We start from the raw sequence: 25,820 nt of genomic DNA on the forward strand, positions 1-25,820 counted from the left end.
ACGCAGTCGAGAGCCTGTTACAATTCGTAAGATTTGAGAAAACATCAAGAAAAAGTTGACGCCATAGCATGAGGCCGTCCCTAATCGGGATCAGAATCGCGCTTAGCGATCGCTCCGGCCGCATCGGCCGGAAAGGGGAGGAGAAAGAACGTGGCTCAGACGCAGTCGGGTGCCGCAGGGATGTTGTCCCTGCCGGCGCTGCTTGAACGCAACGCGGCACAATTTGGCGATCGCCAGGCCTATCGCGAAAAAGAATTCGGCATCTGGCAGTGCTGGACCTGGTCCGAGGTCAAGCAGGAGATTGATGCGCTTGCCCTTGGGTTGATCAACCTAGGGGTCAACGAGGGTGACTTTATCGCCATCATCGGTCGCAACCGGCCCTATCTTTATTGGGCTATGGTGGCAGCGCAGTCCGTCGGCGCCGTTCCTGTCCCGCTCTATCAGGATGCGGTGGCAGAAGAGATGGCCTATGTGCTGGGCCACTGTGGCGCACGTTTCGTCATCGCAGGTGATCAGGAACAGGTCGACAAGGTGATCGAGGTTCAGGATCAGCTGAGCAACCTGGAACAGGTGATCTATCTCGATCCGCGCGGCATGCGGAAATACGATCATCATACGCTGCACCAGTATTCTCATGTACAGGATCAGGGCCGTGCGGCCCGCGACGAATGGACCCCGGATCTCGAAGAACGCAAGGCCAAGCTGACCTATGACAGCACCTGCGTGATGCTCTACACCTCTGGAACAACGGGCAAGCCCAAAGGGGTTGTTCTGTCCAACCGCAACGTGATCGAGAGCGCCAGGAACTCGGCAGATTTTGACAATCTGACGGTTGGTGAGAACATCCTGTCCTATCTGCCGATGGCGTGGGTCGGGGATTTCATCTTTTCGGTCGGCCAGGCGTATTGGTGTGGGTTCTGCGTGAACTGCCCAGAGAGCGCAGACACGATGATGACCGATCTGCGTGAGATCGGCCCGACCTATTTCTTTGCTCCGCCGCGGGTTTTCGAGGGCCAGCTGACCAGCGTCATGATCCGGATGGAAGACGCGGGCGCCCTGAAGCGCAAGATGTTCCACCACTTCCTTGAACATGCCAAGAAGGTTGGTGGCAAGATCCTTGATGGCAAACCCGTCGGCATGATGGATCGCCTGAAGTACAAGCTGGGCGATATCCTGGTCTATGGCCCGCTCAAGGACACGTTGGGCTACGGCCGCATCCGCGTCGGTTATACCGCAGGCGAGGCCATTGGCCCTGAGATTTTCGAGTTCTACCGCTCTCTCGGCATTAACCTCAAACAGTTGTACGGCCAGACAGAAGCGACGGTTTTCATCACTGTTCAGCCTGATGGCGAAGTGCGTGCCGACACAGTTGGCGTTCCTGCGCCGGGTGTCGAAATCAAGATCGATGAGCGCAGAGAGATCCACTACCGCTCTCCCGGTACATTTGTTGAATACTACAACAACCCGGAATCCACGGCTTCGACCAAAGACCCTGAAGGGTGGGTGGCAACAGGCGATGCTGGTTTCTTTGAAGAGGGCAGCGGCCATTTGCGGATCATCGACCGCGCCAAGGACGTGGGCCAGATGGCAGATGGTGCCATGTTTGCGCCGAAGTATGTCGAGAACAAACTGAAGTTCTATCCGGACATTTTGGAGGCTGTTCTGTTCGGCAACGGCCGTGATCGCTGCGTTGCGTTCATCAATATCGACCTCACCGCAGTCGGCAATTGGGCCGAGCGCAACAATATTGCCTACGCCTCTTATCAGGAACTGGCAGGCCACCCCAAAGTCCTGCAGTCGATCAAAGAGCACGTCGAAACGGTCAATGCCTCCGTCGCAGAAGACCAGATGCTGTCCGGCTGTCAGGTGCATCGCTTTGTTGTGTTGCACAAAGAACTGGATGCCGACGATGGAGAGATGACCCGGACCCGCAAGGTGCGTCGTGTGATCGTTGAAGACAAATACTCCGATATCATCAACGCCCTTTATGACGGGTCCTCGCAGATCTCTACCCGCACGGAAGTGACCTACGAAGATGGTCGCAAAGGGTCGATCAGTGCGACGCTCGATATCATCGATGCCAAGGTTGTGCCTGTGCGGCCCCAGTCGGTGGCCGCCGAATGAAACAGCGCATCAACACAGCCGCGGCAAAGCGGTACGGCCTGGCCATGAGCCGGAGCACAACAATCAACAAGGCGAAAGGCGCGGTGTCGTGAAGGATATGGAAGAAGGCTATATCACCGAGGACGGGCGCACCATTGGCGGCGTCGTCATGGAGATGAAAAACATCACCCTGCGGTTTGGCGGTGTGGTCGCGATCAAGGATATCTCTTTTGATATCCGCGAAGGCGAAATCCGCGCGATCATCGGCCCGAACGGCGCTGGTAAATCGTCAATGCTGAACGTTATTTCCGGCTTTTATGTTCCGCAGGAGGGAGAAGTCTGGTTCCGTGGGGCCAAACGGCCGCCCATGCGCCCCTATGAGGTCGCGCGCCAGGGTATCGCCCGGACCTTCCAGAATATCGCGCTGTTTGACGGCATGAGCGTTCTGGACAACGTTATGACCGGTCGCCTCAACTACATGAAGACCAATCTCATGCAGCAGGCGCTTTGGCGGGGCAAGGCCGAGGCCGAAGAGACGGAAAACCGCGAAGTGGTCGAGCGGATCATCGACTTCCTGGAGATCCAGGCGATCCGCAAAACTCCTGTCGCCCGTCTGCCTTATGGTCTCAAGAAACGGGTCGAACTGGCACGCGCGCTGGCAGCAGAGCCAAAGCTGTTGCTGCTGGATGAGCCGATGGCAGGCATGAACGTCGAGGAAAAAGAGGACATGTCCCGCTTTATCCTGGATGTGAACGATGAGTTCGGCACCACCATCGCCCTGATCGAACATGACATGGGTGTGGTCATGGACTTGTCCGACCGCGTGGTTGTCATGGACTACGGCAAAAAGATCGGTGACGGCACCCCGGACGAGGTGCGCAACAACCAGGATGTGATCGACGCCTATCTGGGGGTCAGCCATGACTGACCAGACCATTTTGACAATGAATTTCGAGATGATTGCGCCGATGTCCGATGTGGCATCTGCAGGAGGAGAGCGGGATGCCTGAACAACTGGTTTTTGCGATGGAAGTCACGCTCAACGGTCTGATGGCCGGCGTGCTTTATGCGCTCGTCGCACTTGGGTTTGTCCTGATCTACAAAGCGTCGGGTATCTTTAACTACGCACAGGGTGTGATGGCCCTGTTTGCTGCCATGACGCTGGTGGGCATCATGAACGGACAAGTTCCGTTCTCGCATCTCATCAACGCGATCTTTGGCGGCCACATCACCCACTTCGGCTGGACGGTGCCATCGTTCGTCGCAATCTTGCTGACGGTTGGCGTCATGGTCCTTTTGGCCTGGATGGTGCAGCAGTTTGTTATGCGTCATCTGGTTGGACAGGAGCCGATCATTCTCTTTATGGCGACGATTGGTCTTGCCTATTTCCTTGAGGGTGTGGCCGACCTTATGTGGGGGTCTGAAATCAAGACGCTGGACGTTGGCCTGCCGCAGGGTATCAACCTGTGGATCGACGAACGAACCTTCGAGATCTTTGACTACGGCTTCTTCATCGACAATCTCGACCTTGTCGCGACCATCATTGCTGCGCTTCTGGTGGCTGGTCTGGTTGCCTTTGCCCAATATACCAAGCAGGGCCGCGCCATGCGTGCGGTGGCAGATGATCACCAGGCCGCTTTGTCGGTCGGCATCTCGCTGAACTTTATCTGGGTTCTGGTCTGGTCTGTTGCTGGTTTTGTTGCGCTGGTTGCAGGCATCATGTGGGGCACCAAGTCTGGCGTGCAGTTTTCACTCTCGCTGATCGCGCTCAAGGCTCTGCCGGTTCTGATGCTTGGTGGCTTCACCTCTATTCCGGGTGCCATCGTGGGCGGCCTGATCATCGGTGTTGGCGAAAAACTGTTCGAGTTCCTGGTCGGACCATTGGTTGGTGGCGCGACAGAGAACTGGTTTGCCTATGTGCTGGCCCTTCTGTTCCTGGTGTTCCGTCCGCAGGGCCTGTTCGGGGAGAAGATCATTGAACGCGTCTGATCTGCATATGCCAAATGCGCGATCCCCTTTCGGGGCCGCGCACAAGGTAGCGGGTCTGCGGGGTGCTCAGCCTTCCAAACGTCGGAAGGCAGCGACCAGAACGGCAGCCAGCACGCTGATCACCAAAGTCAGCGCAATGGTGAAGTCGCCGATCATTTGCCCGACCAGCACTGTCATCGCCAAGGCCGCGACAAGGGCAATGGCGACGATGCCCCAGAACCCCGAAGGGGCGTTGCGGCTGACCGGAGCTGGCGAAGGCCGGGCCCGTCGTCGCGGGCGCTCCTGCGAGATCACAGTTGCATCTTCGACCGAGCCAAGCAGCGTCTCCTTGGCGGCGGCAAATTCCTCTGCGGATAGCTCTCCGCGATCCCGGGCGGACTCCAGCCGCCGGATCTCCTGTAAAATTGAACTCATGGTTCCCACTCACTTTTCCCGCACACAGACTAGCAGAAAGAGCTGGATGAATTGTGGCGAAAGCCGGAAATCTGAGTCGTTGGTTAACGGAGCGACCCCATGATCAAGCTGGTCGCCATCATCAATGTGGTCGCATGGTCAGGTTTTTGGGCCTTTGGCTACCTCGCGCTCTCCGCAACAGGGTTTACAGAAGCCCAGATGGTGACCGCTTCCCTGCTCGCTGCGGCAGGTCTCATTACCGGAATTCTGGCCTATCTGCGGCTGGCACGCGCCGCCGAACAGACCGGCTACGCAAGCAAGACAAATCAACTCGACGCGGCGCAGAGAAACCGCGCGCAGGAAAAAGGGAGCATCTGAGCCATGTTCTATCGTGAAGCCGGAGATTTCAAAGTCTCCTACCAAGAGGACAGCCAGACCTTCCCGATCAAGTTTGACCGGATCCGGTACTACGCTGTCATGGCCTTTGCTTTTCTGGTCATTCCGTTCTTCATCAACGACTACTGGGCGAATGCAATTCTGCTGCCGTTCCTGATCTATTCGATCGCGGCGATCGGACTGAATATCCTGGTCGGCTACTGTGGTCAGGTGTCGCTGGGCACCGGCGGTTTCATGGCAGTGGGCGCCTATGCCTGCTACAAGTTGATGACTGCCTTCCCCGAGGTGAGCATGTTCATTCACGTTCTGCTTGCAGGTGGGATCACGGCGCTGGTCTGCGTTGCCTTTGGCCTGCCGTCCCTGCGCATCAAGGGCTTCTACCTTGCGGTTGCGACGCTTGCGGCACAGTTCTTTCTGGTGTGGCTCTTCAACCGGGTGCCGTGGTTCTACAACTACTCGGCCTCGGGTCAGATCAACGCGCCGGAGCGTGATGTGTTTGGCATCATCATCACCGGCCCGAATGCACCGGCCTGGGCTACCTACATGTTCAGCCTGATTTTCCTGACCTTCTGCGCGCTTGTTGCCCGCAACCTGACCCGCGGCACCGTCGGGCGTAGCTGGATGGCGATCCGTGACATGGACATTGCTGCCGAAATCATTGGTGTGAACCCGCTTAAGGCCAAACTCTCGGCCTTTGGTGTCTCGGGGTTCTTTATCGGCATCTCCGGCGCACTGTTCTTTGCGGTTTACCTCGGCGCGGTAGAGGTTGGTGAAGCCTTTGGTATCAACAAGTCATTCCTCGTGCTCTTCATGGTTATCCTCGGTGGCCTGGGCTCGATCTTCGGATCCTTTGCCGGCGCGGCGTTCCTGGTCCTGCTGCCGGTGATCCTGAAGGTGGTTGGCGTGGACGTGTTGGGCTGGCCGACAGATATCGTGGCCCATTTCCAGCTTGTGATCGTGGGCGCGCTGATCATCGTATTCCTGATTGCTGAACCTCATGGCATGGCCCAGCTGTGGCGCGTGGCCAAGGAGAAGCTGAGACTCTGGCCCTTCCCGCACTAAGGCGGGGCTGGCTGACCAAGACGGCGGGGAAACAATAAGATCAATCCCTGCATGACCCCCATCGGACAATTCAAGGGAGGATGAGACCCGATGAAACTGAAACTGACGACACTGGCGCTGGGCGCCGCGATGGCCGCTGGCCCTGCAATGGCAGACCTTGTGTTCCCGTCGCTGAGCTACCGGACCGGCCCCTATGCTGCTGGTGGCATTCCCTTCGCGGATGGCTACGCTGACTATTTCACACTGGTGAATGAGCGTGACGGCGGCATCGGCGGTGTTAAGGCACGCGTTATCGAATGCGAGACCGGCTACAACACCGAAAAGGGCGTGGAATGCTATGAATCCACCAAAGGTGAAGGCGCGCTGATCTATCAACCGCTCTCCACCGGGATTACCTACCAGCTGATCCCCAAAGTCACCGCGGACGGCATTCCGCTGCACACCATGGGCTATGGCCGGACCTCGGCTGCGAACGGCAAAGTGTTTAGCAACGTCTTCAATTATCCCGCGAACTACTGGGATGGTGCATCGGGTGTTATCAACTACCTGCTCGAAGCCAACGATGGCGATCTGAACGGCAAGAAGATCTCGCTGCTGTTCCACAACTCCGCTTATGGCAAAGAGCCGATCCGCACACTGGAAGAGCTGTCCAAGAAGCATGGTTTCACCCTGTCGACCCTGCCTGTTGACCACCCCGGTCAGGAGCAGAAGTCGCAGTGGCTGCAAATTCGTCGTGACCGTCCTGATTTCGTGATCATGTGGGGCTGGGGCGTGATGAACCAGGTTGCCATTCAGGAAGCGGCAAACATCCGCTACCCGATGGAGAACTTCATCGGCGTCTGGTGGTCCGGTGCAGAACATGACGTGATGCCGGCAGGTGAAAAGGCGGATGGCTACAAGGCCGTAACCTTCCACGGTGTTGGCCGTGACTTCCCGGTGTTTGACGACATTCAGACACATGTTGTGGACAAGGGCCTTGCAGCTGGTGCTGGCGATCAGATCGGCAACGTTCTGTACAACCGCGGTATGTATGCGGCGATGCTGGCTGTCGAAGCTGCAAAAACTGCTCAGGAAATCCACGGTACCGCCGACATCACCCCTGCGATGATGCGCGACGGTATGGAAGCGCTGGAAATGCCTGAAGCGCGCATGTCTGCACTTGGCATGCCGCTGTTTGGTCCGGCGTTCAACGTCTCCTGTGAAAATCACGGTGGTCCGGGTCTGGTTGGCATGACCCAGTGGGATGCCTCTGCCAAAGAGTGGACGCTGATCTCTGATTTTGCGCAGAGCGACCGTGACGTGATCCAGCCGCTGATCGACGAAGACTCCGCTGCTTATGCGGCAGAGAACAACATCGAACAGCGCTGCAACTGATGTGGCGGGATCCTGACCTGCAAGGGTTGGGGTCCACCACCCTGCGCTGATTGCGCAGTGGACTCATGATGCGGCGCGCTTGCGCCGCATCCACAGACAGACCCGGCAACAAACCCCGTCCAGGGCAGAAACGGTCGGGACCACGTGAGGATAAAAAAGATGCTGGATACAGCCAAACCCACCGATGTGCAGGCAGACACGCTGCTTGAGGTCAACAACATCGAAGTGATCTACAACCACGTGATCCTTGTCCTGAAGGGTGTCAGCCTCAAGGTGCCCAAGGGCGGTATCACGGCCCTTCTGGGCGGCAACGGCGCGGGCAAGACGACCACGCTCAAGGCTGTTTCGAATCTCCTGCACTCAGAGCGCGGCGAAGTGACCAAGGGCTCCATCACCTATCGCGGTGAACGGGTACAGGATCTTGATCCCGCCGAGCTGGTGAAGAAGGGCGTCATCCAGGTGATGGAAGGCCGCCATTGTTTTGAACATTTGACGGTCGAGGAGAACCTCCTGACCGGTGCGTATACCCGCGGTGATGGCAAGGCGAACATCCAGCGCGATTTGGAGATGGTTTACAGCTATTTCCCCCGCCTCAAGGAGCGCCGCCGCAGCCAGGCGGGTTACACCTCCGGGGGCGAGCAACAGATGGTTGCGATGGGCCGCGCGCTGATGAGCCGCCCGGAAACCATTTTGCTGGACGAGCCCTCCATGGGCTTGGCGCCGCAGTTGGTGGAGCAGATTTTCGAAATTGTGAAATCGATCAATGAGAATGAGGGCGTTACGTTCCTGCTTGCAGAACAGAACACCAACGTTGCTCTGCGTTACTCGCACTATGGCTACATTCTTGAATCTGGCCGCGTCGTGATGGATGGGCCAGCAGCCGAGCTGCGTGAAAACCCGGACGTGAAGGAATTCTATCTCGGCATGTCGGACGAAGGACGCAAGAGCTTCCGTGATGTGCGGTCCTATCGCCGTCGTAAGCGGTGGTTGAGCTGAGGCGGGGAGGCTGACATGAGCTATTTTGACGAGCTGGAAACCCGCAGCGCGGATGCACGCGCAGCTGATATCGCGCGCTTGCTGCCTCAGCAGATCGGCCGCGCACAGACAGCGGCCGGTTACGGTGACAGCCTGGGGCAGATTGATGCCGCAGCGATCACCAGCGTCACAGATCTTGCGGGTCTGCCGGTGCTGCGAAAGTCTGATCTGAGCAAGGCCCAGGCCGCGAACCCACCCTTTGGTGGCTTTACCGTAAAGCCAGCGAGCGGGTTTGCGCATGTGTTCCAGTCGCCAGGTCCGATCTACGAACCAGGTGGGGTTGATCATGATTGGTGGCGGATGGGCCGTTTCCTGCACGCCGTGGGAATTGGGTCTGGTGATGTCGTCCAGAACTGCTTTGGGTATCATCTGACGCCCGCGGGCATGATCTTTGAAAGCGGGGCACGTGCCGTGGGAGCCGCTGTCCTTCCTGCAGGAACGGGTCAGACAGAACTGCAGGTCACCGCTGCCCGTGATGTCGGCGCAACCGCCTATGCGGGCACGCCAGATTATCTGAAGGTGATCCTGGATCGTGCAGATGCGATGGGGGTGGAGTTGGGCTTTCGCAAGGCGGCTGTCGGCGGCGGCGCCCTGTTCCCGTCACTGCGTCAGGAATATGCCGACCGTGGGATCACCTGCCTGCAGTCTTATGCGACTGCGGATCTCGGCAATATCGCGTATGAAAGTGCGGCGATGGAAGGGATGATCGTTGATGAGCAGGTCATCGTGGAGATCGTCACGCCCGGCACTGGCACGCCAGTCGCAGCGGGTGAGGTTGGCGAGGTTGTCGTTACAACTTTGAATCCAGACTACCCGTTGATCCGTTTTGCAACAGGCGATCTGTCTGCGGTGTTGCCTGGTCAATCCCCCTGCGGACGCACCAACATGCGGATCAAAGGCTGGATGGGGCGGGCCGATCAGACGACCAAAATCAAAGGCATGTTTGTTCGTCCAGAACAGGTCGCTGCATTGGTCGACAAGCACGACGAGATCGTGAAGGCCCGCGTTGTTGCGAGCCGTGACGGCGAGATGGATGCCATGACTGTCCAGATTGAGGCGGCCGATGGCGACGAGATGGCCTATGCGAAGTCTGTTGTTGAGGTGCTGAAGCTCAAGGGCAAGATCGAAATCGTCGCGCCCGGTGCCCTGCCGAAGGATGGGCTCGTGATCGAAGATCAACGCAGCTACGACTGAACCCGATGGGTGAATTGACCTGATGAGGGTCCCCGACTGGCACGACCGGAGATATCTCTCTGGTCGTGCTTTTTTGTGCTGTGACCCCTCGGGCGCGCGGCGAATGGATGCGGGCCGCCTTTGTTGCTGGCAATTCCGACGAAAATGATCGAAATAGAGGTCTGCACTGATATGAGCCCGGACCCATGAGCAAGTCGACGCAGATACCCTCTGTTCCTTCCAAACGACGGCGCAGCAAGAAAAGCGGCGGCACCGCTTTTGCGATCGTTGCCTGGATTGTGGCTCTTGCCTGCCTGCTGCCGATGGTTGCCGTCGCGCTGGCTGCTGCAACAGGGGGAACGGACACGATCCGTCACCTGATGGAAACAGTGCTGGCTGGCTATGCGGGCACGACCCTTGTTCTGGTCCTTTTGGTGGCTATCGGAACCGGTATGGTCGGTGTTGGCGCGGCGTGGCTGGTGACGATGACCCGGTTTCCCGGCGTGCGTCTCCTTGAGGTGGTTTTGGTTCTGCCATTGGCCTTCCCGGCCTATGTTCTGGCTTATGCCTATACATTCATTCTGGACCACCCCGGCATTGTGCAGACCACCTTGCGTGAAGTGACAGGCTGGGGGCCACGGGATTACTGGTTCCCAGAAATCAGGTCAGTAGGCGGTGCCGCCCTGATGCTTGTTCTGGTCCTCTATCCCTATGTCTATCTGCTGGCGCGAGCTGCCTTTGTGCAGCAGAGCGCAGGTGCATTTCTGGCTGCCCGGGCCTTGGGCAATACCTCCCTGCAGGCCTTTTGGCGGGTCAGCTTGCCGATGGCGCGTCCGGCGATTGCATCGGGGGTGCTGCTGGCGGTGATGGAAACAATCGCTGATTTCGGCACCGTCAGCTATTTTGGTGTCCAGACCTTTGCGACGGGTATTTATACCAGCTGGTTTTCTCTTGGTGACCGCACAGGGGCCGCACAATTGGCGCTTTGTCTCCTCGGGTTTGCACTGGCTCTGGCACTGGCAGAGCGAACCAGTCGGGGCCGGGCACGGTATCACCATGCTGGCAAGCAGCAAGCTAAGATGCCACCGGTTGAGCTGCGAGGCGGACAGGCCGCGCTGGCTATTGTGTTCTGCGCGCTGCCGGTTCTTTTGGGGTTCGTTCTGCCGGTTCTGGTCCTGTTTGAGATGGGGCTGGAATCAGAACAAAGCCTGTTCAGCAAACGCTACCTCGGTTTCCTTCAGAATTCCGTGACGCTGGCCATGACGGCAGCGATGCTGACGGTTGGCGCTGCAATCTGTCTTGGGTTCTACCAGCGGCTGCGTCCGGGGCGTCCCTCGGCGCTCGCGGGGCATGTGTCCCGTTTGGGCTATGCGGTTCCGGGAGGGGTGATCGCCGTCGGCCTGATGGTACCTTTTGCGGCCTTTGACAACGCGTTGGACGCATGGATGCGCGCGAACTTCGAAATCCGGACTGGTCTGCTGATTACCGGGTCCATCTGGCTTTTGGTCGCGGCCTATATGGTGCGCTTCATGGCCGCCGCGCTTGGCGCCTATGAGGGAGGGCAGGCGACACTGCACGCGAATATGGATGCAGCAGCAAGGTCATTGGGGCAGGGCCCATTGGGTATGCTGCGCCGGGTGCACCTGCCCATTCTGACACCAAGCCTGATGACTGCCCTGTTGATTGTCTTTGTCGACGTGATGAAGGAACTTCCGGCAACGCTCATCATGCGGCCGTTCAACTATGACACCCTGGCTGTGCAGGCGTATCGGTTGGCTTCGGATGAACGCCTGGAGGGGGCGGCTGTGCCATCCCTCGTGATCATGCTGGTTGGTTTGCTGCCTGTCATTCTGATCTGTCGACAGGTCGGGCGCAGGCACTAACTCAGCCGCCTTGCCCCAAAAAAAGCCGCGTCAGGCAACGCGGCTTTTTATTGACTAAAGAGAGCGGTGGTTCAGCTGGCCCACCATGCTTCGATTTCATCCCGGGTGACGCGGTCTGCCGGGCCCAGTGCCACCAGCGCGGTTTCTTTCGCCTCACACCGTTTGGCCGATACTTGGCGGCCCACGACGTGCAGCTCATACGCGCCACCGTTGGTCAGCACAAAACCCTTCATCCGATAGATGCCTTCCGGTCTCTCGGCCAGCTTGTCGCCAAGGGCGCGGCGATCAATTGCAGTGGTGGAGTTATGGTGCCAGGTCACATAGGCGCGATGTGCTGCCTTTGTCTTGGCTCCCAGTGGCAAGGGAAGGACATCAAACAACAGATCCGCAACGGGGGCCTCGCCCAACACCACCGGCGTTCTTGCACCAAGCTCGGCGAGTTGCTGCATCACCCCGTCAGCGGGGCGCGCACATTTGCTGATCAACACCGTGTCCGCGGCGCGGATCTGTTGCACGACCTGATCGCGAAGGAGGTCATCCTCGATCAGGGACGAAAGGTTCTCTCCGTCTGCGACCGTCACGATGCCACCGTAGCTCAGCCGCGCGTCATTCATGACTGTGTTCGCAATTGCCACTGGGTCGGACAGGCCACTGGCCTCGATCACGATATGATCCGGAACGGTGTCAGAGCTCAGCGTTTGGTGCAGTGCCAGTGCAAGATCATCGCCCAGTGAACAGCACACACATCCGTTGCTCAGCGCGACAGTCTCGGCGCCCCGGTCCATCAGCAGGGCGTCATCGATATTGATCTTGCCGAAGTCATTGACCAGCACGGCCATGCGCAGACCGTGGTCTTCCTGCAGTAGGCGATTGATCAACGTGGTTTTTCCCGCGCCAAGGTAGCCGCTGACGATCGTAACCGGTGTTCGGATCATGCCCGAGCCTCTGGCTGCTGCGACTGATGTGTCATTGGTGACGACCCTCCCGATTGGCGCATCCTGTGTTGGGGAGGATGCTATAGGCGGTGCGTCCGCAGCCGTCCAGAGAGCTGTTGGCTTCATCGGCGTGCCAGAATTGCAGGAGGGGAGTATTCGGACCGGGCTGCTGGGCATTTGTCCGCACAGAAAAGGCGCAGGGAAGCCCTGCGCCTTGCGTGTCACGTCATCGGGTGGCGTGACTGTTCACAGGGTTGTTGGAATTATTCCCAGCCAACGTCGTTGAAGATTTTCTGTGCAGTCGGCAGGTTCTCTGCCACGTCAGACAGGTTCACGTCGTCAGCAACAAATTCACCCAGTTTGGCAACGCTTTCGGATTTCTCCACGCCGGGCACGGTGGGGAATTCGTCGTTGCCGCCAGAGAAGTACTGCTGAGCCTGATCAGAGGCGAGATACTCCAGGAACTTGATGGCATTCTCACGGTTCGGCGCATGGGCTGCAACGCCGCCGCCGGAAAGGTTCATGTGCGCACCTTCAGCGTCCTGAGAGGGGAAGATCCAGGTGATCTGGTCGATGTCCGCGGTCAGGCCTTTGACGTCTTTGCGCAGAGCGCGGGCAAAGTAATAGGAGTTCGCGACGGAGATGTCGCACTCGCCCGAGATGATCCCACGCAGCTGATCTGTGTCGCCGCCCTGTGGCGCACGAGCAAAGTTCGCGACCATGCCAGCTGCCCATTCACGTGCGGCTTCTTCGCCGTGTTTCTCGATGATCGAGGACAGCAGGGTCTGGGAATAAACGTTGCTGGAGGAACGGTGGCACACCATGCCTTTGTATTCAGGCTTTGCCAGGTCCAGGTAGGTTTGCGGCGGGTTGGCGACTTCGTCGGTGTCGACAAAGATGATGCGCGCACGCTGGGAGAAACCGAACCACTGGTTGTCGTTGTCCTGCAGGTTGGCAGGAATGCGCTCTTCCAGGGTTGCGCTTTCAATCGACTGCAGGACGCCCGCGTTCTTGGCACGTGCCAGGCGGGAGGTGTCGACAGTCAGCAGAACGTCTGCGGGAGAGTTCTCACCCTCGGCCTGCATACGGGCGATCAGCTCGTCTGCTTTGCCTTCGATGCGGTTGATGGTGATACCGGTTGCCTCTTCAAAATCGGTGTAGAGGCGTTCGTCGGTATCGTAGTGACGGGAGGAGTAGAGGTTCAGCTCACCCTCGGCTGCGGCAGTGGTTGCAACGGCGGCGGTCAGGGCGCCGGCCAGAATGGTGGTCGATTTCAGCATGGTACATCCCATCTATTCAAAACTTTTCTGGGTTCTCAGCAATTGCTTTTGAACCCGACTGATTTGCTCAGATAAAGGATTCGGCAAAAGATGCAAATCAAAACCGACAAAAATGATCGGGAAAAAGCGTCGCAGCGGAAATCTGCCGCTGCGATGGCAGGGGGTGCGGGTCGGAAAAGACGGAGAGATAGAGGTGAACGCAGGCCCTGAAACGAAGAAAACCGCATCCGAAGATGCGGTTTTCCGAAATCAGCTATGCTGCGTCTGGCGATCAGCCCTGGCGTGCTTTAAAGCGGCGCTGGGTCTTGTTGATCACATAGACACGGCCCTTACGACGCACAACGCGGCAGTCACGGTGCCGGTTCTTGAGCGAGCGGAGCGAGTTCTTGACCTTCATGGCCTATCTCCTGTTCTGCGGCGCGAACCAGCGCCTGGGTTAGCGGGTGTTCCGATCCGTGGATCAAAACAATGAATTCATGGTGGGCGATACAAGGTTCGAACTTGTGACCCCTTCGATGTCAACGAAGTGCTCTACCACTGAGCTAATCGCCCATGAATACCAGTGTTTGCGGTTGGCCCCAAAGTGAATGGGGCGCGGATAACCGCGCCGGTGAAGGGGTCTATAAAATGAGTCGGAGGGGGGTGCAAGAGCTTTTGACCACAGAAATTTCCAGACTATGCTGTTTCTTGTATTTCATCGGCCGGAGCCCGCATGTCTGAGACAGTTTTTTCGGTAAAAAGGCCGCGCAAGCTGCGCTCAGGCGTGGTTTTCGCGTCTCCGCACAGTGGTTCGGACTACAGCGATGCGTTTCTGGCCCAGACGATTCTGGATCCGCTTCAGCTGCGCAGTTCAGAAGATGCCTTTGTACACGAACTTTTCCAGGCCGCGCCGCGATTCGGGATGCCGCTGCTGATGGCAAAGGCTCCGCGCGCCTATGTGGATCTCAATCGATCGATAGAGGAGCTTGATCCCGCGCTTATCGACGGGGTGGTGAAACGGGGGCAAAATCCCCGTGTGGCCTCTGGGCTGGGCGTGATACCTCGTGTCGTGGCTCATGGTCGCGCAATCTATTGCGGGAAGCTGAGCCAGACAGAGGCTCATCGCAGAATTGACACCCATTGGCGTCCCTATCACGCTGCTTTGCAGAATCTTCTGGATCAGGCCCGTGTCGAGTTCGGTCAGGCGGTACTGATCGATTGCCACTCCATGCCGCACGAGGCGATCGCCACGTCTGGCCGCCGGATTGGGGGGCTGCCGGATGTGGTCCTTGGAGATCGATTTGGCGCTGCATCCAGCGCAGAGATCATCGACAGGGTCGAGGCGGCTTTTGTGTCCGCCGGGCTGAAGGTCGCCCGCAATGCGCCATTTGCGGGGGCCTATATCACCCAGGCCTATGGTCGGCCAACGCGGGGGCAGCACGCCATTCAGGTCGAAATCGACCGAAGTCTCTATATGGATGAAGCTCGAATTGAGAAAACGGCGAACTTTGAGCCCCTGCGCAAGGTTCTGACCGATGTGGTCGCTGAGATCTCGCAACTCCGATTTGATCGGATCGCCCTGGCCGCCGAATAGGTTTACCGCAGGGCGCGCCCTTTCTGGATGGCGGCATCGCCGAATTTTTGGCGAATGGCATCTGTGGCGCGTTCGGCCTTTGCCCGCTGGACGGCCTGAGGGTCCAGCAGATCCCCTGTGATGTCTGCCTGCGTTTCTGGCACGAGCTCTGAAATCCCGCAGCCAAGCAAACGGTATGGTCCCTCGTCTCCGACTTGATCAAGCAGGCTGCGGGCAGTTCTGTAGATCGTGTCTGCAATCTGGGTGGCATCCCGCAAAGACTGGCGCCGTGTGAGGCTGCTGTGATTGGCGCGTTTCAACTTGAGTGTGACAACACGGCCAGCGAGCTGCTTTGCCTTGGCCCTGTCCGAGACTTTTTCCGCAAGGCGCCAGAGGTGCCCGTCCAATACCTCCATATTGGCTGTGTCTTCGTTGAAGGTGGTTTCCTTGGAGATGGATTTCACTGGTGCATTTGCCGATACACGCCTGCGATCCTGGCCCCGCGCGAGGTGATAGAGCCGCTCCCCCATCGAGCCAAACCGGGCGGTCAGATCAATGAGCTCCCAGCGCAGCAGGTCGGAGAAATGGCGAATCCCTGCCTTTTCGAGAGAGGCCTGGGCAGCGGGACCGATGCCCCAGATCATGCGAACGGGTTTGTCATGCAGAAAGTCAGCGGTCTCGGCAGCCCCGATGACTGAAAATCCACGTGGTTTGTCGAGGTCGGACGCCACCTTTGCCAGGAACTTGTTGTGCGACAGCCCGATAGAGCCTGTGACCCCCAGTTCATCTTTCATCCGCTTCACAAGGCGGGTCAGCATCACCGCGGGCGGAGCCCCGTGAAGCCGTTGCGTCCCACTCAGGTCCATAAAGGCCTCATCCAGTGAGAGGGGCTCAACATCGGGGGTCAGCTCGTCCATCATTGCGCGGATTTTGTGGCTTACATCGACGTAGACATCCATCCGCGGTTTGATCACCACCGCATCCGGACACAGCTTGAGCGCCTGAAACATTGGCATGGCTGAGCGAACACCACGAATGCGGGCCACATAGCAGGCTGTTGAAACCACGCCGCGGCGGCCGCCTCCGATGATCACCGGCTTATCTGCCAGTTCGGGATTGTCGCGTTTCTCGACGCTTGCATAGAAAGCGTCGCAATCCATGTGAGCAATCGACAGCGAGAAAAGCTCGCTATGGGCCTTAATCCGAGGGCTTTGGCATTTGGGACAACGGCGCGCGACGGGGGCCTTGCCACCTTTTGGTTTCATCACGCCATAGGACAGACATTCCCGGCACAGCACCTGCAAAGGAACAGGCGGCTGCTCCTCTGACGGGTCAATATGGGGGTGTGTCGTCTCAGGGTCTGTCATCGGGCAAAACAACATGTTCAGATGCGGGCGGGAATCGCGCGATCCGGGCAGAACAGCAAGTTATCCTCCGACGCGGCGAATGTCTTTAGGACGCATTCAAATGACGACAGCTCAGATGACATTCAACGGTGCAAAACTGGCCTTGTTCGTCGGTCGGCGCCTTTTGGTGATCGAGCGGGATGATTTCGCCCATATTCCTTACCCTGGCCATTGGGATTTCCCCGGAGGCGGACGTGAAGGTCAGGAAACCCCGGAAGCCTGCGCCTTGCGCGAGACACGGGAAGAAGTCGGGCTTGAGGTTGATGTGTCGGCAATCACATGGCGCCAAAGCTATGAACGGCGAAATGGCCGGGTTTGGTTCTTTGCTGCTCATCTGCCCGCGCAAAGGGAGCGTGACATCGTTCTGGGAGATGAGGGGCAGGGCTGGGCGCTGGTGACGCCGCAGTGGTACCTGGATCATCCCCTCGCGGTGCCCCATTTCGCGGACTATCTAAGGCAGTATCTTGCACACGCCGATGGGCATGCGGGGCTGACACGGATCTGTCGCTGAAAAGAAAGGCCCCCGCTGCTGAAAGCGGGGGAAGGTGACGAACCTCAGGAAGAGTTGGTCGTCTTGGGGAGTGTCTTGACCTCAGGGTCGGTCATTTCGTCCATTTCTCAAAGCATGAGCGCAGGATTATGTAATTCTGCTTTTGGGTGTGTGGTTTTGGGGGCACAGGACAATTCGGCGCAGCTGTAGCGGGCACCAAGAAAAGTTTCCTTTGGTTTTGGCAAGTTGACCTAAGGTCAATGTGTGTTTTTGGGGCCTGATATGCGGCTCTCTCTAGGTCTCTACCAAATTTTCTTTTTGCCTAATTATTGGGCGTTTTGATCAGGGGAGGCCCGTGAGGGTCATTTTGTCCGGTATTGAAAATCCCCTGCCGTGGGCTTGGACGGCAGGGGATATCGTGTTTTTGAAATTTTGGAGCAGCGCTAGAGCGATCTGCGCGGGGCTTCTGCCTTAGCGCGGCAGGGTGGCCAGAATATCCTGTGCTGCAGTGCGCGGCGACTGCGCGGCCCAGATCGGGCGGCCGACAACGATATGGTCTGCGCCAGCTTCAAGAGCGCTTGCAGGGGTTGCGACCCGCTTCTGATCGCCAAGATCTGCACCTGTAGGGCGTACGCCTGGTGTTACGATCAGCTTGCCCGACGCTTCTGGCAGGGCGCGGATAAGCGCGGCTTCTTGCGGGCTTGCGATAACTCCATCGGCCCCGGCAGACAGGGCAAGGCCCGCGCGTTCCTGGACCAGATCCGGGATATCTCCTGCCTTGATCAGTCCCTCATCAAGGTCGCCCCGGTCGAGGGATGTCAGAATGGTCACACCGAGGATCTTGAGATCTGTGCCCGCTGCACCTTCTTTTGCGGCGCGCACCACATGCGGGTCACCGTGCACTGTTAGAAAATCGAGATCAAACTGAGCAAGGCCTCGCACAGCCGCCTCAATCGTTGCGCTGATGTCGAACAATTTCATGTCCAGAAAGATGCGCTTGCCATGTTCCTGTTTCAGTTCGTTTGCCAGCGCAAGCCCACCTCCTGTGAGCATGCCAAGGCCGATCTTGTAAAAGGATACGGCGTCTCCGAGATCTTCGGCCAGTTTCAAACCCGCGATGGCGTTGGGTACGTCCATTGCTACGATCAGGCGGTCATCGGCAAGCGTCGTCATCAGAGATCTCCTACTGGGCTGGCATGGTCTGGGATTGCCAGTCTGCTTAGACCCGCCAGAGCAGGGAGGAAAGACCCAATTCTTGCAGTGCAGGTTCATCCATGCGGCTATCGTGCAGAAACGGGGAAGTTTGATCGAAGTCAGGGATTTGGTGACATATTTGCCGCATGGTGATCTTGAAGAGACGCCAAGATCTCCCACATTTGATGCGAGGCCCTGACCGGGACGTGCCGCAAAGCGGGCGTTGCCACTGAACGGGGCGCTTATAAAAGGAGAGCAAGATGGACTTGAACAAGTTCACTGAACGGGCCCGTGGCTTTGTGCAGGCGGCCCAGACCATTGCGCGACGTGAAGATCATCAACGACTTATGCCAGAGCATCTGCTCAAGGCTCTCATGGATGATGATCAGGGGCTCGCGAGCAATCTGATTTCCCGTGCAGGCGGCACCCCGGCCCAAGTGGTTCAGGCGCTGGATCTGTCTATGTCCAAACTGCCAAAGGTGCAGGGTGCGTCTGCTGACGTCTACCTTGACGGTCAGACCGCGAAGGTTTTGGACGAAGCGGCCAAGATCGCTGAAAAGGCTGGGGACAGCTTTGTTCCTGTAGAGCGGGTTTTGATGGCGCTCTGCATGGTGAAGTCCAAGGCAAAGGACGCCCTTGATGCAGGGGGTGTTTCAGCGCAGGCCCTGAACGAGGCGATCAATGACATTCGCAAGGGACGCAAGGCGGATAGCGCCAGCGCAGAAGATGGTTATGACGCCCTGAAAAAATACGCCCGAGACCTGACCGAAGCTGTTCGTGAGGGCAAGATTGACCCGATCATCGGCCGAGACGAGGAAATCCGCCGTGCGATGCAGGTGCTGAGCCGCCGCACCAAGAACAATCCGGTGCTGATTGGTGAGCCGGGTGTCGGTAAAACCGCAATCGCTGAAGGGATGGCTTTGCGCATCGTCAATGGGGATGTGCCTGAATCACTGCGCGACAAGCAGCTCTTGTCCCTGGATATGGGGGCCCTGATCGCGGGCGCGAAATACCGAGGTGAGTTCGAGGAACGTCTTAAGGCGGTCCTGACCGAGGTCACAGAGGCTGCGGGCGAGATCATTCTCTTTATTGATGAGATGCACACCCTTGTGGGCGCTGGTAAATCCGACGGTGCAATGGACGCGGCCAACCTGATCAAACCTGCGCTTGCCCGGGGTGAACTGCACTGTATTGGTGCGACCACTTTGGATGAATATCGCAAATACGTCGAAAAAGATGCGGCTCTTGCGCGCCGGTTCCAACCCGTGTTGGTGAGCGAGCCGACAGTGGAAGACACCGTGTCCATCCTGCGTGGTATCAAGGAAAAATACGAGCTGCACCATGGCGTGCGCATCGCCGATGCTGCCCTTGTTGCCGCTGCGACCTTGTCGCACCGCTATATCACTGATCGGTTCCTGCCTGATAAGGCGATCGACCTCGTGGACGAGGCGGCCGCGCGTCTGCGAATGCAGGTGGACAGCAAACCCGAAGAACTGGATGCGCTGGATCGCCAGATTTTGCAGATGCAGATCGAGGAAGAGGCGCTGAAGCTTGAAGATGATGCCGCATCCAAAGACCGGCTCGAGACCCTGCAAAAGGAATTGTCTGACCTGCAGGAGCAATCCGCGGAAATGACAGCGCAATGGCAGTCTGAGCGCGATAAATTGGCCTCAGCCCGCGAGTTGAAAGAGCAGCTTGATCGGGCGCGCGCTGATCTGGACATTGCCAAGCGTGAGGGCAACCTCGCCCGCGCGGGGGAGCTGTCCTATGGCGTCATACCGGGATTGGAAAAGCAGCTGAGCGAGGCAGAAGCATCTGAACGCGACGGGCTGATGGTCGAAGAGGCGGTGCGCCCTGAGCAGATCGCAGGTGTGGTAGAGCGCTGGACCGGCATCCCGACCTCCAAGATGCTGGAGGGTGAGCGCGAGAAGCTGTTGCGGATGGAAGATGATCTGCATGGCCGTGTGATTGGTCAGGATGCGGCGGTGACCGCTGTTGCCAATGCAGTGCGTCGCGCCCGCGCTGGACTGAATGACGAGAACCGGCCACTTGGCTCGTTCCTCTTCCTTGGTCCGACCGGCGTCGGCAAGACAGAGCTTACCAAGGCGGTTGCCGAGTTCCTGTTCGACGATGACAGCGCGATGGTTCGCGTGGACATGTCGGAGTTCATGGAGAAACATGCCGTGGCCCGGCTGATCGGCGCGCCTCCGGGTTATGTCGGCTATGATGAGGGTGGTGTTCTGACCGAAGCGGTCCGGCGCAAACCGTATCAGGTGGTTCTGTTCGACGAGGTCGAGAAGGCACATCCGGATGTCTTTAACGTGCTGCTGCAGGTTTTGGATGACGGTGTGCTGACAGACGGGCAGGGCCGGACGGTCGACTTTAAGCAGACGCTTATTATCCTGACGTCGAACCTCGGTGCGCAGGCCCTTAGCCAGTTGCCCGATGGTGCGGATGCCGCGGATGCCAAGCGCGATGTGATGGATGCCGTCCGCGCACATTTCAGGCCGGAGTTCCTGAACCGTCTTGATGAGACGATCATCTTTGACCGGTTGGGGCGCAAGGACATGGATGGCATCGTGGAGCTGCAGCTAGCCCGGCTTGAGAAACGGCTGGTTGGTCGCAAGATCGCGCTGCAACTGGACGATGGCGCGAAAACTTGGCTGGCTGATGAGGGCTATGATCCTGTCTTTGGTGCGCGGCCGTTGAAGCGGGTCATCCAGCGCGCGCTGCAGAACCCCCTTGCCGAGATGTTGCTTGCCGGGGATATCCGCGATGGTGACACCGTACCGGTGTCAGCCGGGGCCGAGGGGCTCATCATTGGCGATCGCATCGGAACGACGGACCGGCCGCGACCGGATGATGCAGTGGTGCATTGACGTGCTGCCCGGCTGAAGCCGGCCTGAAGTGAGAAATTATAAAGGCCCGCTCTTTCTTGCGGGCCTTTTGCATTTTTCCACTGGTGTGGGATCTGCCGTTGTCGGCGTCTTGTGCGACGCAGGCTCAGCCCTCTGACGCCAGCCGCCTTTCGTGTTTGCGTCGCAAAACTGTCATGCGGGGTTCCCAGTCATAACGTGGGTCTGCGCGGGTCGGCGACCAATACAGATCGCCGGCGTCGCGCCAGGGGTCGATGATGATCCCATTATATATGTCGCCACCAACGGGCGCGATCACCGCAGAGCTGTGTTCAATGCGAAAGCTGTTGCGTGGTTCTGCGATAGCGCGCAGCACAGTCAAGGTCGTGAACCCCTCCTGCGACAGTCGTCTTTGCATGTCCTCGGCATAGTGTTTGCAAAGCCCACGCTGTTTGACGCCGCTGTTGACCAGTGTGTTGTGCAAAATGGCAGAGGTCGTCACCCCATAGGATGTGGCCAGATCTGTTGAATGCGCAAAGGCCAGCGCAGCGGCGCGGCGGGCCTCGTCCGGGTCAATACCCGGCCCCATCTGCTGCAGCGCGTCCGCCAGTTGCGAGACCTCACCGTCTTCGGGCGGGGGCGATGCGGTACAGGCGCTCAGGAAAGATGCTGCCAGCAGAAGGCCTGCAACCAGATGCTTTATCATGAATGTGTCCCGATCCGTATTTGCGGGGACTATAGCAAAAGGTCGCGAAGGATCTGAGGGGAAATTACTCCTCGATGGCCTCCAGCACGATTTCATCAAGCAGGGATTGGATCACCTGCATCTCTCCCTCTGGGAACGCGCGAAAGCCAATCGTCACGCTGTCAGCGCCGGGGACCTGGGCGACAAAAATGTCATAGGGGCAGAACGCGATATTCATCGGATTGGCTTCCATCACTTCGCGCGACAAGCGGGCAGAGCAGAAGGAATAAACCTTGGCCTGCTCGAACAGCACAATGTCAGAGCCGACATCCTCGCGCGTGCGTTCCAGCATGTCACCAACGTGACTGGTATGATCCACCAGAAGCCCACGGTCGGTGATTGCATTTTCCAGACCAAAGGTCACATCATCAAATGACAGAGTTGTCTGATAGCTGACGATTTGGTCCTCTTCTCCGGCTGCTGCGGGGATTGGGGCCATCGCAAGACAGGAAATGACTACGGCTAGGAACGCGGGCGCACGGGCAGACTTCAAACGGTTTCTGGCAAACATGGATATTCTCCCATTGTGAACAAAGGTGACTTGCCCGCTGACCGGATTACGGCAAGCTTGTTAGGGGCGGACAGGCCGATGGGCCGCGCGTTCCATAGATATATAGGAGTTTTTGCATGGGTTTCGCGGCAAACGCCATAGAATTTCTCGTCTACGCATTTGTTTTTGCAGTTGGGGCCATCGTTTTGGTGGCTGCATGTCTGTTTGTCGTGGACCGGCTTCAGACAGAAGATGCCGTTCGACGCAACTATCCGGTGATCGGGCGGTTCCGTGGGCTGTTTTCGACCTTGGGGGAGTTCTTTCGTCAGTACTTTTTTGCGATGGACCGCGAAGAGATGCCATTCAACCGTGCCCAGCGGGAGTGGGTTGGTCGGGCAGCAGAAGGCAAAGGCAATACTGTTGCGTTTGGTTCAACCAGAAACCTCAACGTTCCCGGCACGCCTATCTTTGTGAACGCGGCATTCCCAGCGCTTGATACGGGCAAGGCCGAGAGCGAACCCCTGTTGATCGGGCCAACGGCGCGAACGCCCTACATGGCGCCTTCTTTCTTTAACATCTCGGGAATGAGCTATGGCGCGCTGTCTGCACCTGCTGTGCGCGCCCTCAGCCGTGGCGCAAAAGAAGCCGGTGTTTGGTACAACACCGGTGAGGGTGGGCTCAGCCCCTTTCATCTTGAGGGCGGCTGCGATGTGGTGTTCCAGATTGGGACAGCAAAATATGGTGTCCGCGATGCCGAAGGTCGGCTGAGCGACGAACAGCTGCGCAAGGTCGCGAGCCATGACAGCGTGCGTATGTTCGAGCTGAAGCTGGCCCAGGGCGCGAAGCCCGGAAAAGGCGGTATTCTGCCCGGCGCAAAAGTGAACAAACAGATTGCGGAAATCCGCGGCATCCCTGAGGGCGAAGATAGTATTTCCCCTAACCGCCATCCCGAGATCGGCACCTATGATGAGCTGCTCGACATGATCGCCCATGTTCGCGAGATCACCGGCAAGCCCGTCGGGATCAAGCTGGTGGTGGGGGCAGAAGCTGCCCTGCGAGAGATGTTCCTGCATATCGCGGCCCGCAAGGATGACAGTGCGCCCGATTTTATCACAGTGGATGGTGGTGAAGGCGGCACCGGTGCTGCGCCCATGCCGTTGATTGATCTTGTGGGCATGTCGGTCCGCGAGGCGCTCCCGCTTGTATGCAATCTGCGTGATGAATACGGGTTGAGGGATCGGATTCGCCTGATTGCTTCGGGTAAGCTGGTGAACCCCGGCGATGTGGCCTGGGCGCTTGCGGCAGGCGCCGATTTTGTGACCTCGGCCCGCGGCTTCATGTTCTCGCTTGGCTGCATCCAGGCGCTCAAGTGCAACAAGAACAGCTGCCCCACAGGGATCACCACCCATGACAAACACCTGCAAAAGGGCCTCGTGGTCGAGGAAAAATCAACTCGCGTGGCGCGTTATGCGCGCGAGATCATCCACGAGGTGGAGACCATCGCCCATTCGGTTGGGGTCAACGAACCCCGGCAACTGCGTCGTCGGCATGTGCGCATCATGCAAGAGGATGGCACCAGTCGCCCGATGCATGAGCTGATGCCAGGTTACAGTGCCATCGCGGAGACGTGAGACGATATGTTTTGGAAAGCCCCGGCGTCTGTCTTAGGTCCTAGAGCAGAGGACAGAAAAGGAGACGCCGAATGGCCCATCGCTGGAAAAACGACCTGACCAAGGAAGATGTCACGCCCTATGCGGCCTTTCTGAACCGCCGCCAGATCATGGCCGGTCTTGGTGGGGCTGCGGGGCTGGGGCTGGCTGGTCTGACAGCGGGGCAGGCACAGGCGGCAGGCGATGAAGCATTGGAGCCAAACAGCTGGGAAGATGTGACCTCCTACTGCAATTTCTATGAGTTCGGCACCGGGAAAACCGATCCCGCAGCATATGCCGGTCAGATGACCACAACACCGTGGAGTGTGGAAATCGACGGAATGGTGGATCGTCCCGGCAGCTATTCGATGGAGCAGATCCTCGACGCCATGACGCTGGAGGAACGGATCTATCGTTTCCGCTGCGTAGAGGCCTGGTCAATGGTCGTGCCGTGGCAGGGGTTCGAACTCGCCGATCTTCTGGACGTGGCAGGCGTGCAGGATGGCGCGAAATACGTGGCCTTTGAAACGCTCTATCGCCCGTCCGAGATGCCGGGCACTGCCTATAAGGTGCTGGATTGGCCCTATCGTGAGGGGCTGCGCCTTGACGAGGCCCGCCACCCGCTGACAATCATGGCCACCGGGATATTCGGCAAACCCCTGCCAAATCAGAACGGCGCGCCTCTGCGTCTTGTTGTGCCGTGGAAATATGGCTTCAAATCGATCAAGTCGATTGTCCGGATCACCCTGACAGACAAGGAACCGCCAACCAGCTGGAACATGGCCAACCCCCGCGAGTACGGGTTTTACAGCAACGTGAACCCCAATGTTTCCCACCCGCGGTGGAGCCAGGCCAGTGAACGCCGCATCGGCGGCGGTCTCTTTGCCCGGCGTCAGCCAACACTGATGTTCAACGGCTACGAGAAAGAGGTCGCCTCTCTCTACGAGGGGATGGATCTGGCACGGAATTTCTGATGCAGCAGATCAATACCCTCCTCCGCCGCTTGCCCGTCTGGTTGGTCTATGTCGCAGGTGTTCTGCCTGCCGGCGTCCTGTTCTATCAGGCGCTCAATGGTGATCTGGGTGTTGATCCCGTCAAGGCGCTGGAGCACCGTTATGGTGAACTGGCCCTACAGCTTCTGGTCCTCACCCTTGCGGTGACACCACTGCGGCGTCTTGCCGGTCTCAATCTCATGCGATTTCGCCGCGCGATCGGACTGCTCTGTTTCTTTTATGTGGTCTGCCATCTGATGGTGTGGCTGGTGCTGGACGTTCAGCTTCTGGACCAGATCATCGCCGATATCGTCAAACGGCCGTATATCACCATTGGAATGGTCGGCTTTGTTCTGATGGTCCCGCTTGCCGTCACCTCCAACAACATGTCGGTTCGTCGCCTGGGCCCCAAGTGGCGTCAGCTCCATCGCCTGACTTACCCGACCGCCCTGCTTGGCGCATTGCACTACGTGATGTTGGCCAAAGGGTTCCAGCTGGAGCCACTGATCTACCTTGCCTTGATTGGGGGGCTCCTGGTGATGCGGCTGCCTCCGCTGCAAAAGCTCCGCGTGGTCTGATCATCCCGGCGCCGACGCCAAAAACGCCCGTGAAATCAGGTGACTCGCGGGGGCAGGGGGCGGGATTCCTGCCCCGAGTCGGCCTGATGTGCTGAAAAGGCAGGCGTTATCAGAGGCTAAGGGAGTGGTAAGAGCGATATGTGGGCGGTGTGATCGTTCATAACCATTTGTTTTTGCATATATTTTCAGAATTTTTGGAAAAAGTCTGATTTCTGTTCATTTTCGGGTTGCGGGTGATTGTTGTTT

The 25,820-nt window shown here is 58.2% G+C and carries 23 protein-coding genes and 1 tRNA gene; 15 read left to right on the forward strand and 9 right to left on the reverse strand.

Annotation, left to right across the window (positions count from 1 at the left end):
* Nucleotides 1-180: 180 nt before the first annotated feature.
* The 3 genes from NIT7645_RS16900 to NIT7645_RS16910 all read left to right on the forward strand — a co-directional run bounded on the left by NIT7645_RS16900 (nt 181) and on the right by NIT7645_RS16910 (nt 4,092).
* On the forward strand, nt 181-2,124 hold the full coding sequence (locus tag NIT7645_RS16900; protein WP_037302593.1) for an AMP-binding protein: 1,944 nt from the start codon (nt 181-183) through the stop codon (nt 2,122-2,124).
* 97 nt (nt 2,125-2,221) lie between these two features.
* The gene (locus NIT7645_RS16905) at nt 2,222-3,031 is read left to right on the forward strand and encodes an ABC transporter ATP-binding protein (protein ID WP_008559579.1); all 810 of its coding nucleotides are present in this window, start codon (nt 2,222-2,224) and stop codon (nt 3,029-3,031) included.
* Between the two features lie 74 nt (nt 3,032-3,105).
* Nucleotides 3,106-4,092, forward strand: coding sequence for a branched-chain amino acid ABC transporter permease (locus NIT7645_RS16910; protein WP_008561031.1), 987 nt, complete (start codon nt 3,106-3,108; stop codon nt 4,090-4,092).
* 66 nt (nt 4,093-4,158) lie between these two features.
* Here the strand turns inward: NIT7645_RS16910 and NIT7645_RS16915 are convergent, their stop codons facing one another.
* Nucleotides 4,159-4,506, reverse strand: a complete 348-nt coding sequence (locus tag NIT7645_RS16915; RefSeq protein ID WP_008560226.1) for an SHOCT domain-containing protein — start codon at nt 4,504-4,506, stop codon at nt 4,159-4,161.
* A gap of 99 nt (nt 4,507-4,605) precedes the next feature.
* Between NIT7645_RS16915 and NIT7645_RS16920 the strand changes: the two genes are divergently transcribed.
* The 6 genes from NIT7645_RS16920 (at nt 4,606) to NIT7645_RS16945 (ending at nt 11,408) form a co-directional block, all read left to right on the forward strand.
* Nucleotides 4,606-4,863: a hypothetical protein gene (locus tag NIT7645_RS16920; RefSeq protein WP_008560279.1), complete on the forward strand. Its 258-nt coding sequence runs from the start codon at nt 4,606-4,608 to the stop codon at nt 4,861-4,863.
* 3 nt (nt 4,864-4,866) lie between these two features.
* The gene (locus NIT7645_RS16925; protein ID WP_008561035.1) at nt 4,867-5,943 is read left to right on the forward strand and encodes a branched-chain amino acid ABC transporter permease; all 1,077 of its coding nucleotides are present in this window, start codon (nt 4,867-4,869) and stop codon (nt 5,941-5,943) included.
* Nucleotides 5,944-6,033: 90 nt separating this feature from the next.
* Nucleotides 6,034-7,317: an ABC transporter substrate-binding protein gene (locus NIT7645_RS16930; RefSeq protein WP_008562529.1), complete on the forward strand. Its 1,284-nt coding sequence runs from the start codon at nt 6,034-6,036 to the stop codon at nt 7,315-7,317.
* A gap of 159 nt (nt 7,318-7,476) precedes the next feature.
* Nucleotides 7,477-8,313, forward strand: a complete 837-nt coding sequence (locus tag NIT7645_RS16935) for an ABC transporter ATP-binding protein (protein WP_008561702.1) — start codon at nt 7,477-7,479, stop codon at nt 8,311-8,313.
* Nucleotides 8,314-8,328: 15 nt separating this feature from the next.
* On the forward strand, nt 8,329-9,546 hold the full coding sequence (locus NIT7645_RS16940; protein ID WP_008563016.1) for a phenylacetate--CoA ligase family protein: 1,218 nt from the start codon (nt 8,329-8,331) through the stop codon (nt 9,544-9,546).
* Nucleotides 9,547-9,731: 185 nt separating this feature from the next.
* Nucleotides 9,732-11,408, forward strand: coding sequence for an ABC transporter permease (locus tag NIT7645_RS16945; protein WP_008562910.1), 1,677 nt, complete (start codon nt 9,732-9,734; stop codon nt 11,406-11,408).
* A 71-nt stretch (nt 11,409-11,479) separates the two neighbouring features.
* Here the strand turns inward: NIT7645_RS16945 and NIT7645_RS16950 are convergent, their stop codons facing one another.
* The 4 genes from NIT7645_RS16950 to NIT7645_RS16965 form a co-directional block, all read right to left on the reverse strand.
* The gene (locus NIT7645_RS16950; RefSeq protein WP_008563268.1) at nt 11,480-12,343 is read right to left on the reverse strand and encodes a CobW family GTP-binding protein; all 864 of its coding nucleotides are present in this window, start codon (nt 12,341-12,343) and stop codon (nt 11,480-11,482) included.
* A 263-nt stretch (nt 12,344-12,606) separates the two neighbouring features.
* Nucleotides 12,607-13,623 carry a Fe(3+) ABC transporter substrate-binding protein gene (locus NIT7645_RS16955; protein ID WP_050687614.1) on the reverse strand — a complete coding sequence of 339 codons (1,017 nt, stop codon included), beginning with the start codon at nt 13,621-13,623 and terminating at the stop codon, nt 12,607-12,609.
* 271 nt (nt 13,624-13,894) lie between these two features.
* A complete protein-coding gene (gene ykgO, locus NIT7645_RS16960) occupies nt 13,895-14,020 on the reverse strand; it encodes a type B 50S ribosomal protein L36 (RefSeq protein WP_008562923.1) in 126 nt (41 codons plus the stop codon).
* An 80-nt stretch (nt 14,021-14,100) separates the two neighbouring features.
* Nucleotides 14,101-14,175 (reverse strand) — tRNA-Val (locus tag NIT7645_RS16965).
* Nucleotides 14,176-14,335: 160 nt separating this feature from the next.
* On the opposite strand from NIT7645_RS16965, the gene NIT7645_RS16970 reads away from it, so the two are divergent.
* Nucleotides 14,336-15,196 carry an N-formylglutamate amidohydrolase gene (locus NIT7645_RS16970; RefSeq protein ID WP_008561624.1) on the forward strand — a complete coding sequence of 287 codons (861 nt, stop codon included), beginning with the start codon at nt 14,336-14,338 and terminating at the stop codon, nt 15,194-15,196.
* A 2-nt stretch (nt 15,197-15,198) separates the two neighbouring features.
* Here the strand turns inward: NIT7645_RS16970 and NIT7645_RS16975 are convergent, their stop codons facing one another.
* Nucleotides 15,199-16,479 (reverse strand): DNA polymerase IV, encoded by a 1,281-nt coding sequence (locus NIT7645_RS16975; protein WP_370728878.1) that lies wholly within the window; start codon nt 16,477-16,479, stop codon nt 15,199-15,201.
* Nucleotides 16,480-16,657: 178 nt separating this feature from the next.
* On the opposite strand from NIT7645_RS16975, the gene NIT7645_RS16980 reads away from it, so the two are divergent.
* Entirely contained in the window at nt 16,658-17,092 is a 435-nt protein-coding gene (locus tag NIT7645_RS16980; RefSeq protein ID WP_008562804.1) for an NUDIX hydrolase, read from the forward strand.
* Nucleotides 17,093-17,542: 450 nt separating this feature from the next.
* On the opposite strand, the gene pyrF is transcribed toward NIT7645_RS16980, so the two are convergent.
* Nucleotides 17,543-18,244 carry an orotidine-5'-phosphate decarboxylase gene (gene pyrF, locus NIT7645_RS16985; protein ID WP_008559863.1) on the reverse strand — a complete coding sequence of 234 codons (702 nt, stop codon included), beginning with the start codon at nt 18,242-18,244 and terminating at the stop codon, nt 17,543-17,545.
* 281 nt (nt 18,245-18,525) lie between these two features.
* Between pyrF and clpB the strand changes: the two genes are divergently transcribed.
* A complete protein-coding gene (clpB, locus tag NIT7645_RS16990; RefSeq protein ID WP_008562924.1) occupies nt 18,526-21,144 on the forward strand; it encodes an ATP-dependent chaperone ClpB in 2,619 nt (872 codons plus the stop codon).
* 124 nt (nt 21,145-21,268) lie between these two features.
* Here the strand turns inward: clpB and NIT7645_RS16995 are convergent, their stop codons facing one another.
* Nucleotides 21,269-21,826, reverse strand: a complete 558-nt coding sequence (locus NIT7645_RS16995) for a hypothetical protein (RefSeq protein ID WP_008559633.1) — start codon at nt 21,824-21,826, stop codon at nt 21,269-21,271.
* A gap of 64 nt (nt 21,827-21,890) precedes the next feature.
* Nucleotides 21,891-22,376 carry a DUF302 domain-containing protein gene (locus NIT7645_RS17000; RefSeq protein WP_008561738.1) on the reverse strand — a complete coding sequence of 162 codons (486 nt, stop codon included), beginning with the start codon at nt 22,374-22,376 and terminating at the stop codon, nt 21,891-21,893.
* A 116-nt stretch (nt 22,377-22,492) separates the two neighbouring features.
* Here NIT7645_RS17000 and NIT7645_RS17005 point away from each other — a divergent pair, with 116 nt between their 5' ends.
* The 3 genes from NIT7645_RS17005 to msrQ all read left to right on the forward strand — a co-directional run bounded on the left by NIT7645_RS17005 (nt 22,493) and on the right by msrQ (nt 25,574).
* A complete protein-coding gene (locus NIT7645_RS17005; protein WP_008561903.1) occupies nt 22,493-23,986 on the forward strand; it encodes an FMN-binding glutamate synthase family protein in 1,494 nt (497 codons plus the stop codon).
* Between the two features lie 71 nt (nt 23,987-24,057).
* Entirely contained in the window at nt 24,058-24,978 is a 921-nt protein-coding gene (msrP, locus tag NIT7645_RS17010) for a protein-methionine-sulfoxide reductase catalytic subunit MsrP (RefSeq protein ID WP_008562018.1), read from the forward strand.
* Nucleotides 24,978-25,574 (forward strand): protein-methionine-sulfoxide reductase heme-binding subunit MsrQ, encoded by a 597-nt coding sequence (gene msrQ, locus NIT7645_RS17015; RefSeq protein ID WP_050687617.1) that lies wholly within the window; start codon nt 24,978-24,980, stop codon nt 25,572-25,574. The genes msrP and msrQ overlap by 1 nt, the downstream gene beginning before the upstream one ends.
* The last annotated feature ends 246 nt before the right edge of the window (nt 25,575-25,820 follow it).

This window comes from Phaeobacter italicus, from assembly GCF_001258055.1.
Classification (GTDB): Bacteria; Pseudomonadota; Alphaproteobacteria; order Rhodobacterales; family Rhodobacteraceae; genus Phaeobacter; species Phaeobacter italicus.

Bases quoted from the DNA above. Each gene is read 5' to 3' on its own strand.
- NIT7645_RS16915 (WP_008560226.1), bottom strand. From the start codon at position 4,506: ATGAGTTCAATTTTACAGGAGATCCGGCGGCTGGAGTCCGCCCGGGAT.
- NIT7645_RS16930 (WP_008562529.1), top strand. From the start codon at position 6,034: ATGAAACTGAAACTGACGACACTGGCGCTGGGCGCCGCGATGGCCGCT.
- ykgO (WP_008562923.1), bottom strand. From the start codon at position 14,020: ATGAAGGTCAAGAACTCGCTCCGCTCGCTCAAGAACCGGCACCGTGAC.
- NIT7645_RS16950 (WP_008563268.1), bottom strand. From the start codon at position 12,343: ATGATCCGAACACCGGTTACGATCGTCAGCGGCTACCTTGGCGCGGGA.
- NIT7645_RS16955 (WP_050687614.1), bottom strand. From the start codon at position 13,623: ATGCTGAAATCGACCACCATTCTGGCCGGCGCCCTGACCGCCGCCGTT.
- NIT7645_RS17000 (WP_008561738.1), bottom strand. From the start codon at position 22,376: ATGTTTGCCAGAAACCGTTTGAAGTCTGCCCGTGCGCCCGCGTTCCTA.
- NIT7645_RS16970 (WP_008561624.1), top strand. From the start codon at position 14,336: ATGTCTGAGACAGTTTTTTCGGTAAAAAGGCCGCGCAAGCTGCGCTCA.
- NIT7645_RS16910 (WP_008561031.1), top strand. From the start codon at position 3,106: ATGCCTGAACAACTGGTTTTTGCGATGGAAGTCACGCTCAACGGTCTG.
- NIT7645_RS16925 (WP_008561035.1), top strand. From the start codon at position 4,867: ATGTTCTATCGTGAAGCCGGAGATTTCAAAGTCTCCTACCAAGAGGAC.
- NIT7645_RS16980 (WP_008562804.1), top strand. From the start codon at position 16,658: ATGACATTCAACGGTGCAAAACTGGCCTTGTTCGTCGGTCGGCGCCTT.
- NIT7645_RS16900 (WP_037302593.1), top strand. From the start codon at position 181: ATGTTGTCCCTGCCGGCGCTGCTTGAACGCAACGCGGCACAATTTGGC.
- NIT7645_RS16905 (WP_008559579.1), top strand. From the start codon at position 2,222: ATGGAAGAAGGCTATATCACCGAGGACGGGCGCACCATTGGCGGCGTC.
- pyrF (WP_008559863.1), bottom strand. From the start codon at position 18,244: ATGACGACGCTTGCCGATGACCGCCTGATCGTAGCAATGGACGTACCC.
- NIT7645_RS16920 (WP_008560279.1), top strand. From the start codon at position 4,606: ATGATCAAGCTGGTCGCCATCATCAATGTGGTCGCATGGTCAGGTTTT.
- clpB (WP_008562924.1), top strand. From the start codon at position 18,526: ATGGACTTGAACAAGTTCACTGAACGGGCCCGTGGCTTTGTGCAGGCG.
- NIT7645_RS17005 (WP_008561903.1), top strand. From the start codon at position 22,493: ATGGGTTTCGCGGCAAACGCCATAGAATTTCTCGTCTACGCATTTGTT.
- NIT7645_RS16945 (WP_008562910.1), top strand. From the start codon at position 9,732: ATGAGCAAGTCGACGCAGATACCCTCTGTTCCTTCCAAACGACGGCGC.
- NIT7645_RS16935 (WP_008561702.1), top strand. From the start codon at position 7,477: ATGCTGGATACAGCCAAACCCACCGATGTGCAGGCAGACACGCTGCTT.
- NIT7645_RS16995 (WP_008559633.1), bottom strand. From the start codon at position 21,826: ATGATAAAGCATCTGGTTGCAGGCCTTCTGCTGGCAGCATCTTTCCTG.
- msrP (WP_008562018.1), top strand. From the start codon at position 24,058: ATGGCCCATCGCTGGAAAAACGACCTGACCAAGGAAGATGTCACGCCC.
- msrQ (WP_050687617.1), top strand. From the start codon at position 24,978: ATGCAGCAGATCAATACCCTCCTCCGCCGCTTGCCCGTCTGGTTGGTC.
- NIT7645_RS16940 (WP_008563016.1), top strand. From the start codon at position 8,329: ATGAGCTATTTTGACGAGCTGGAAACCCGCAGCGCGGATGCACGCGCA.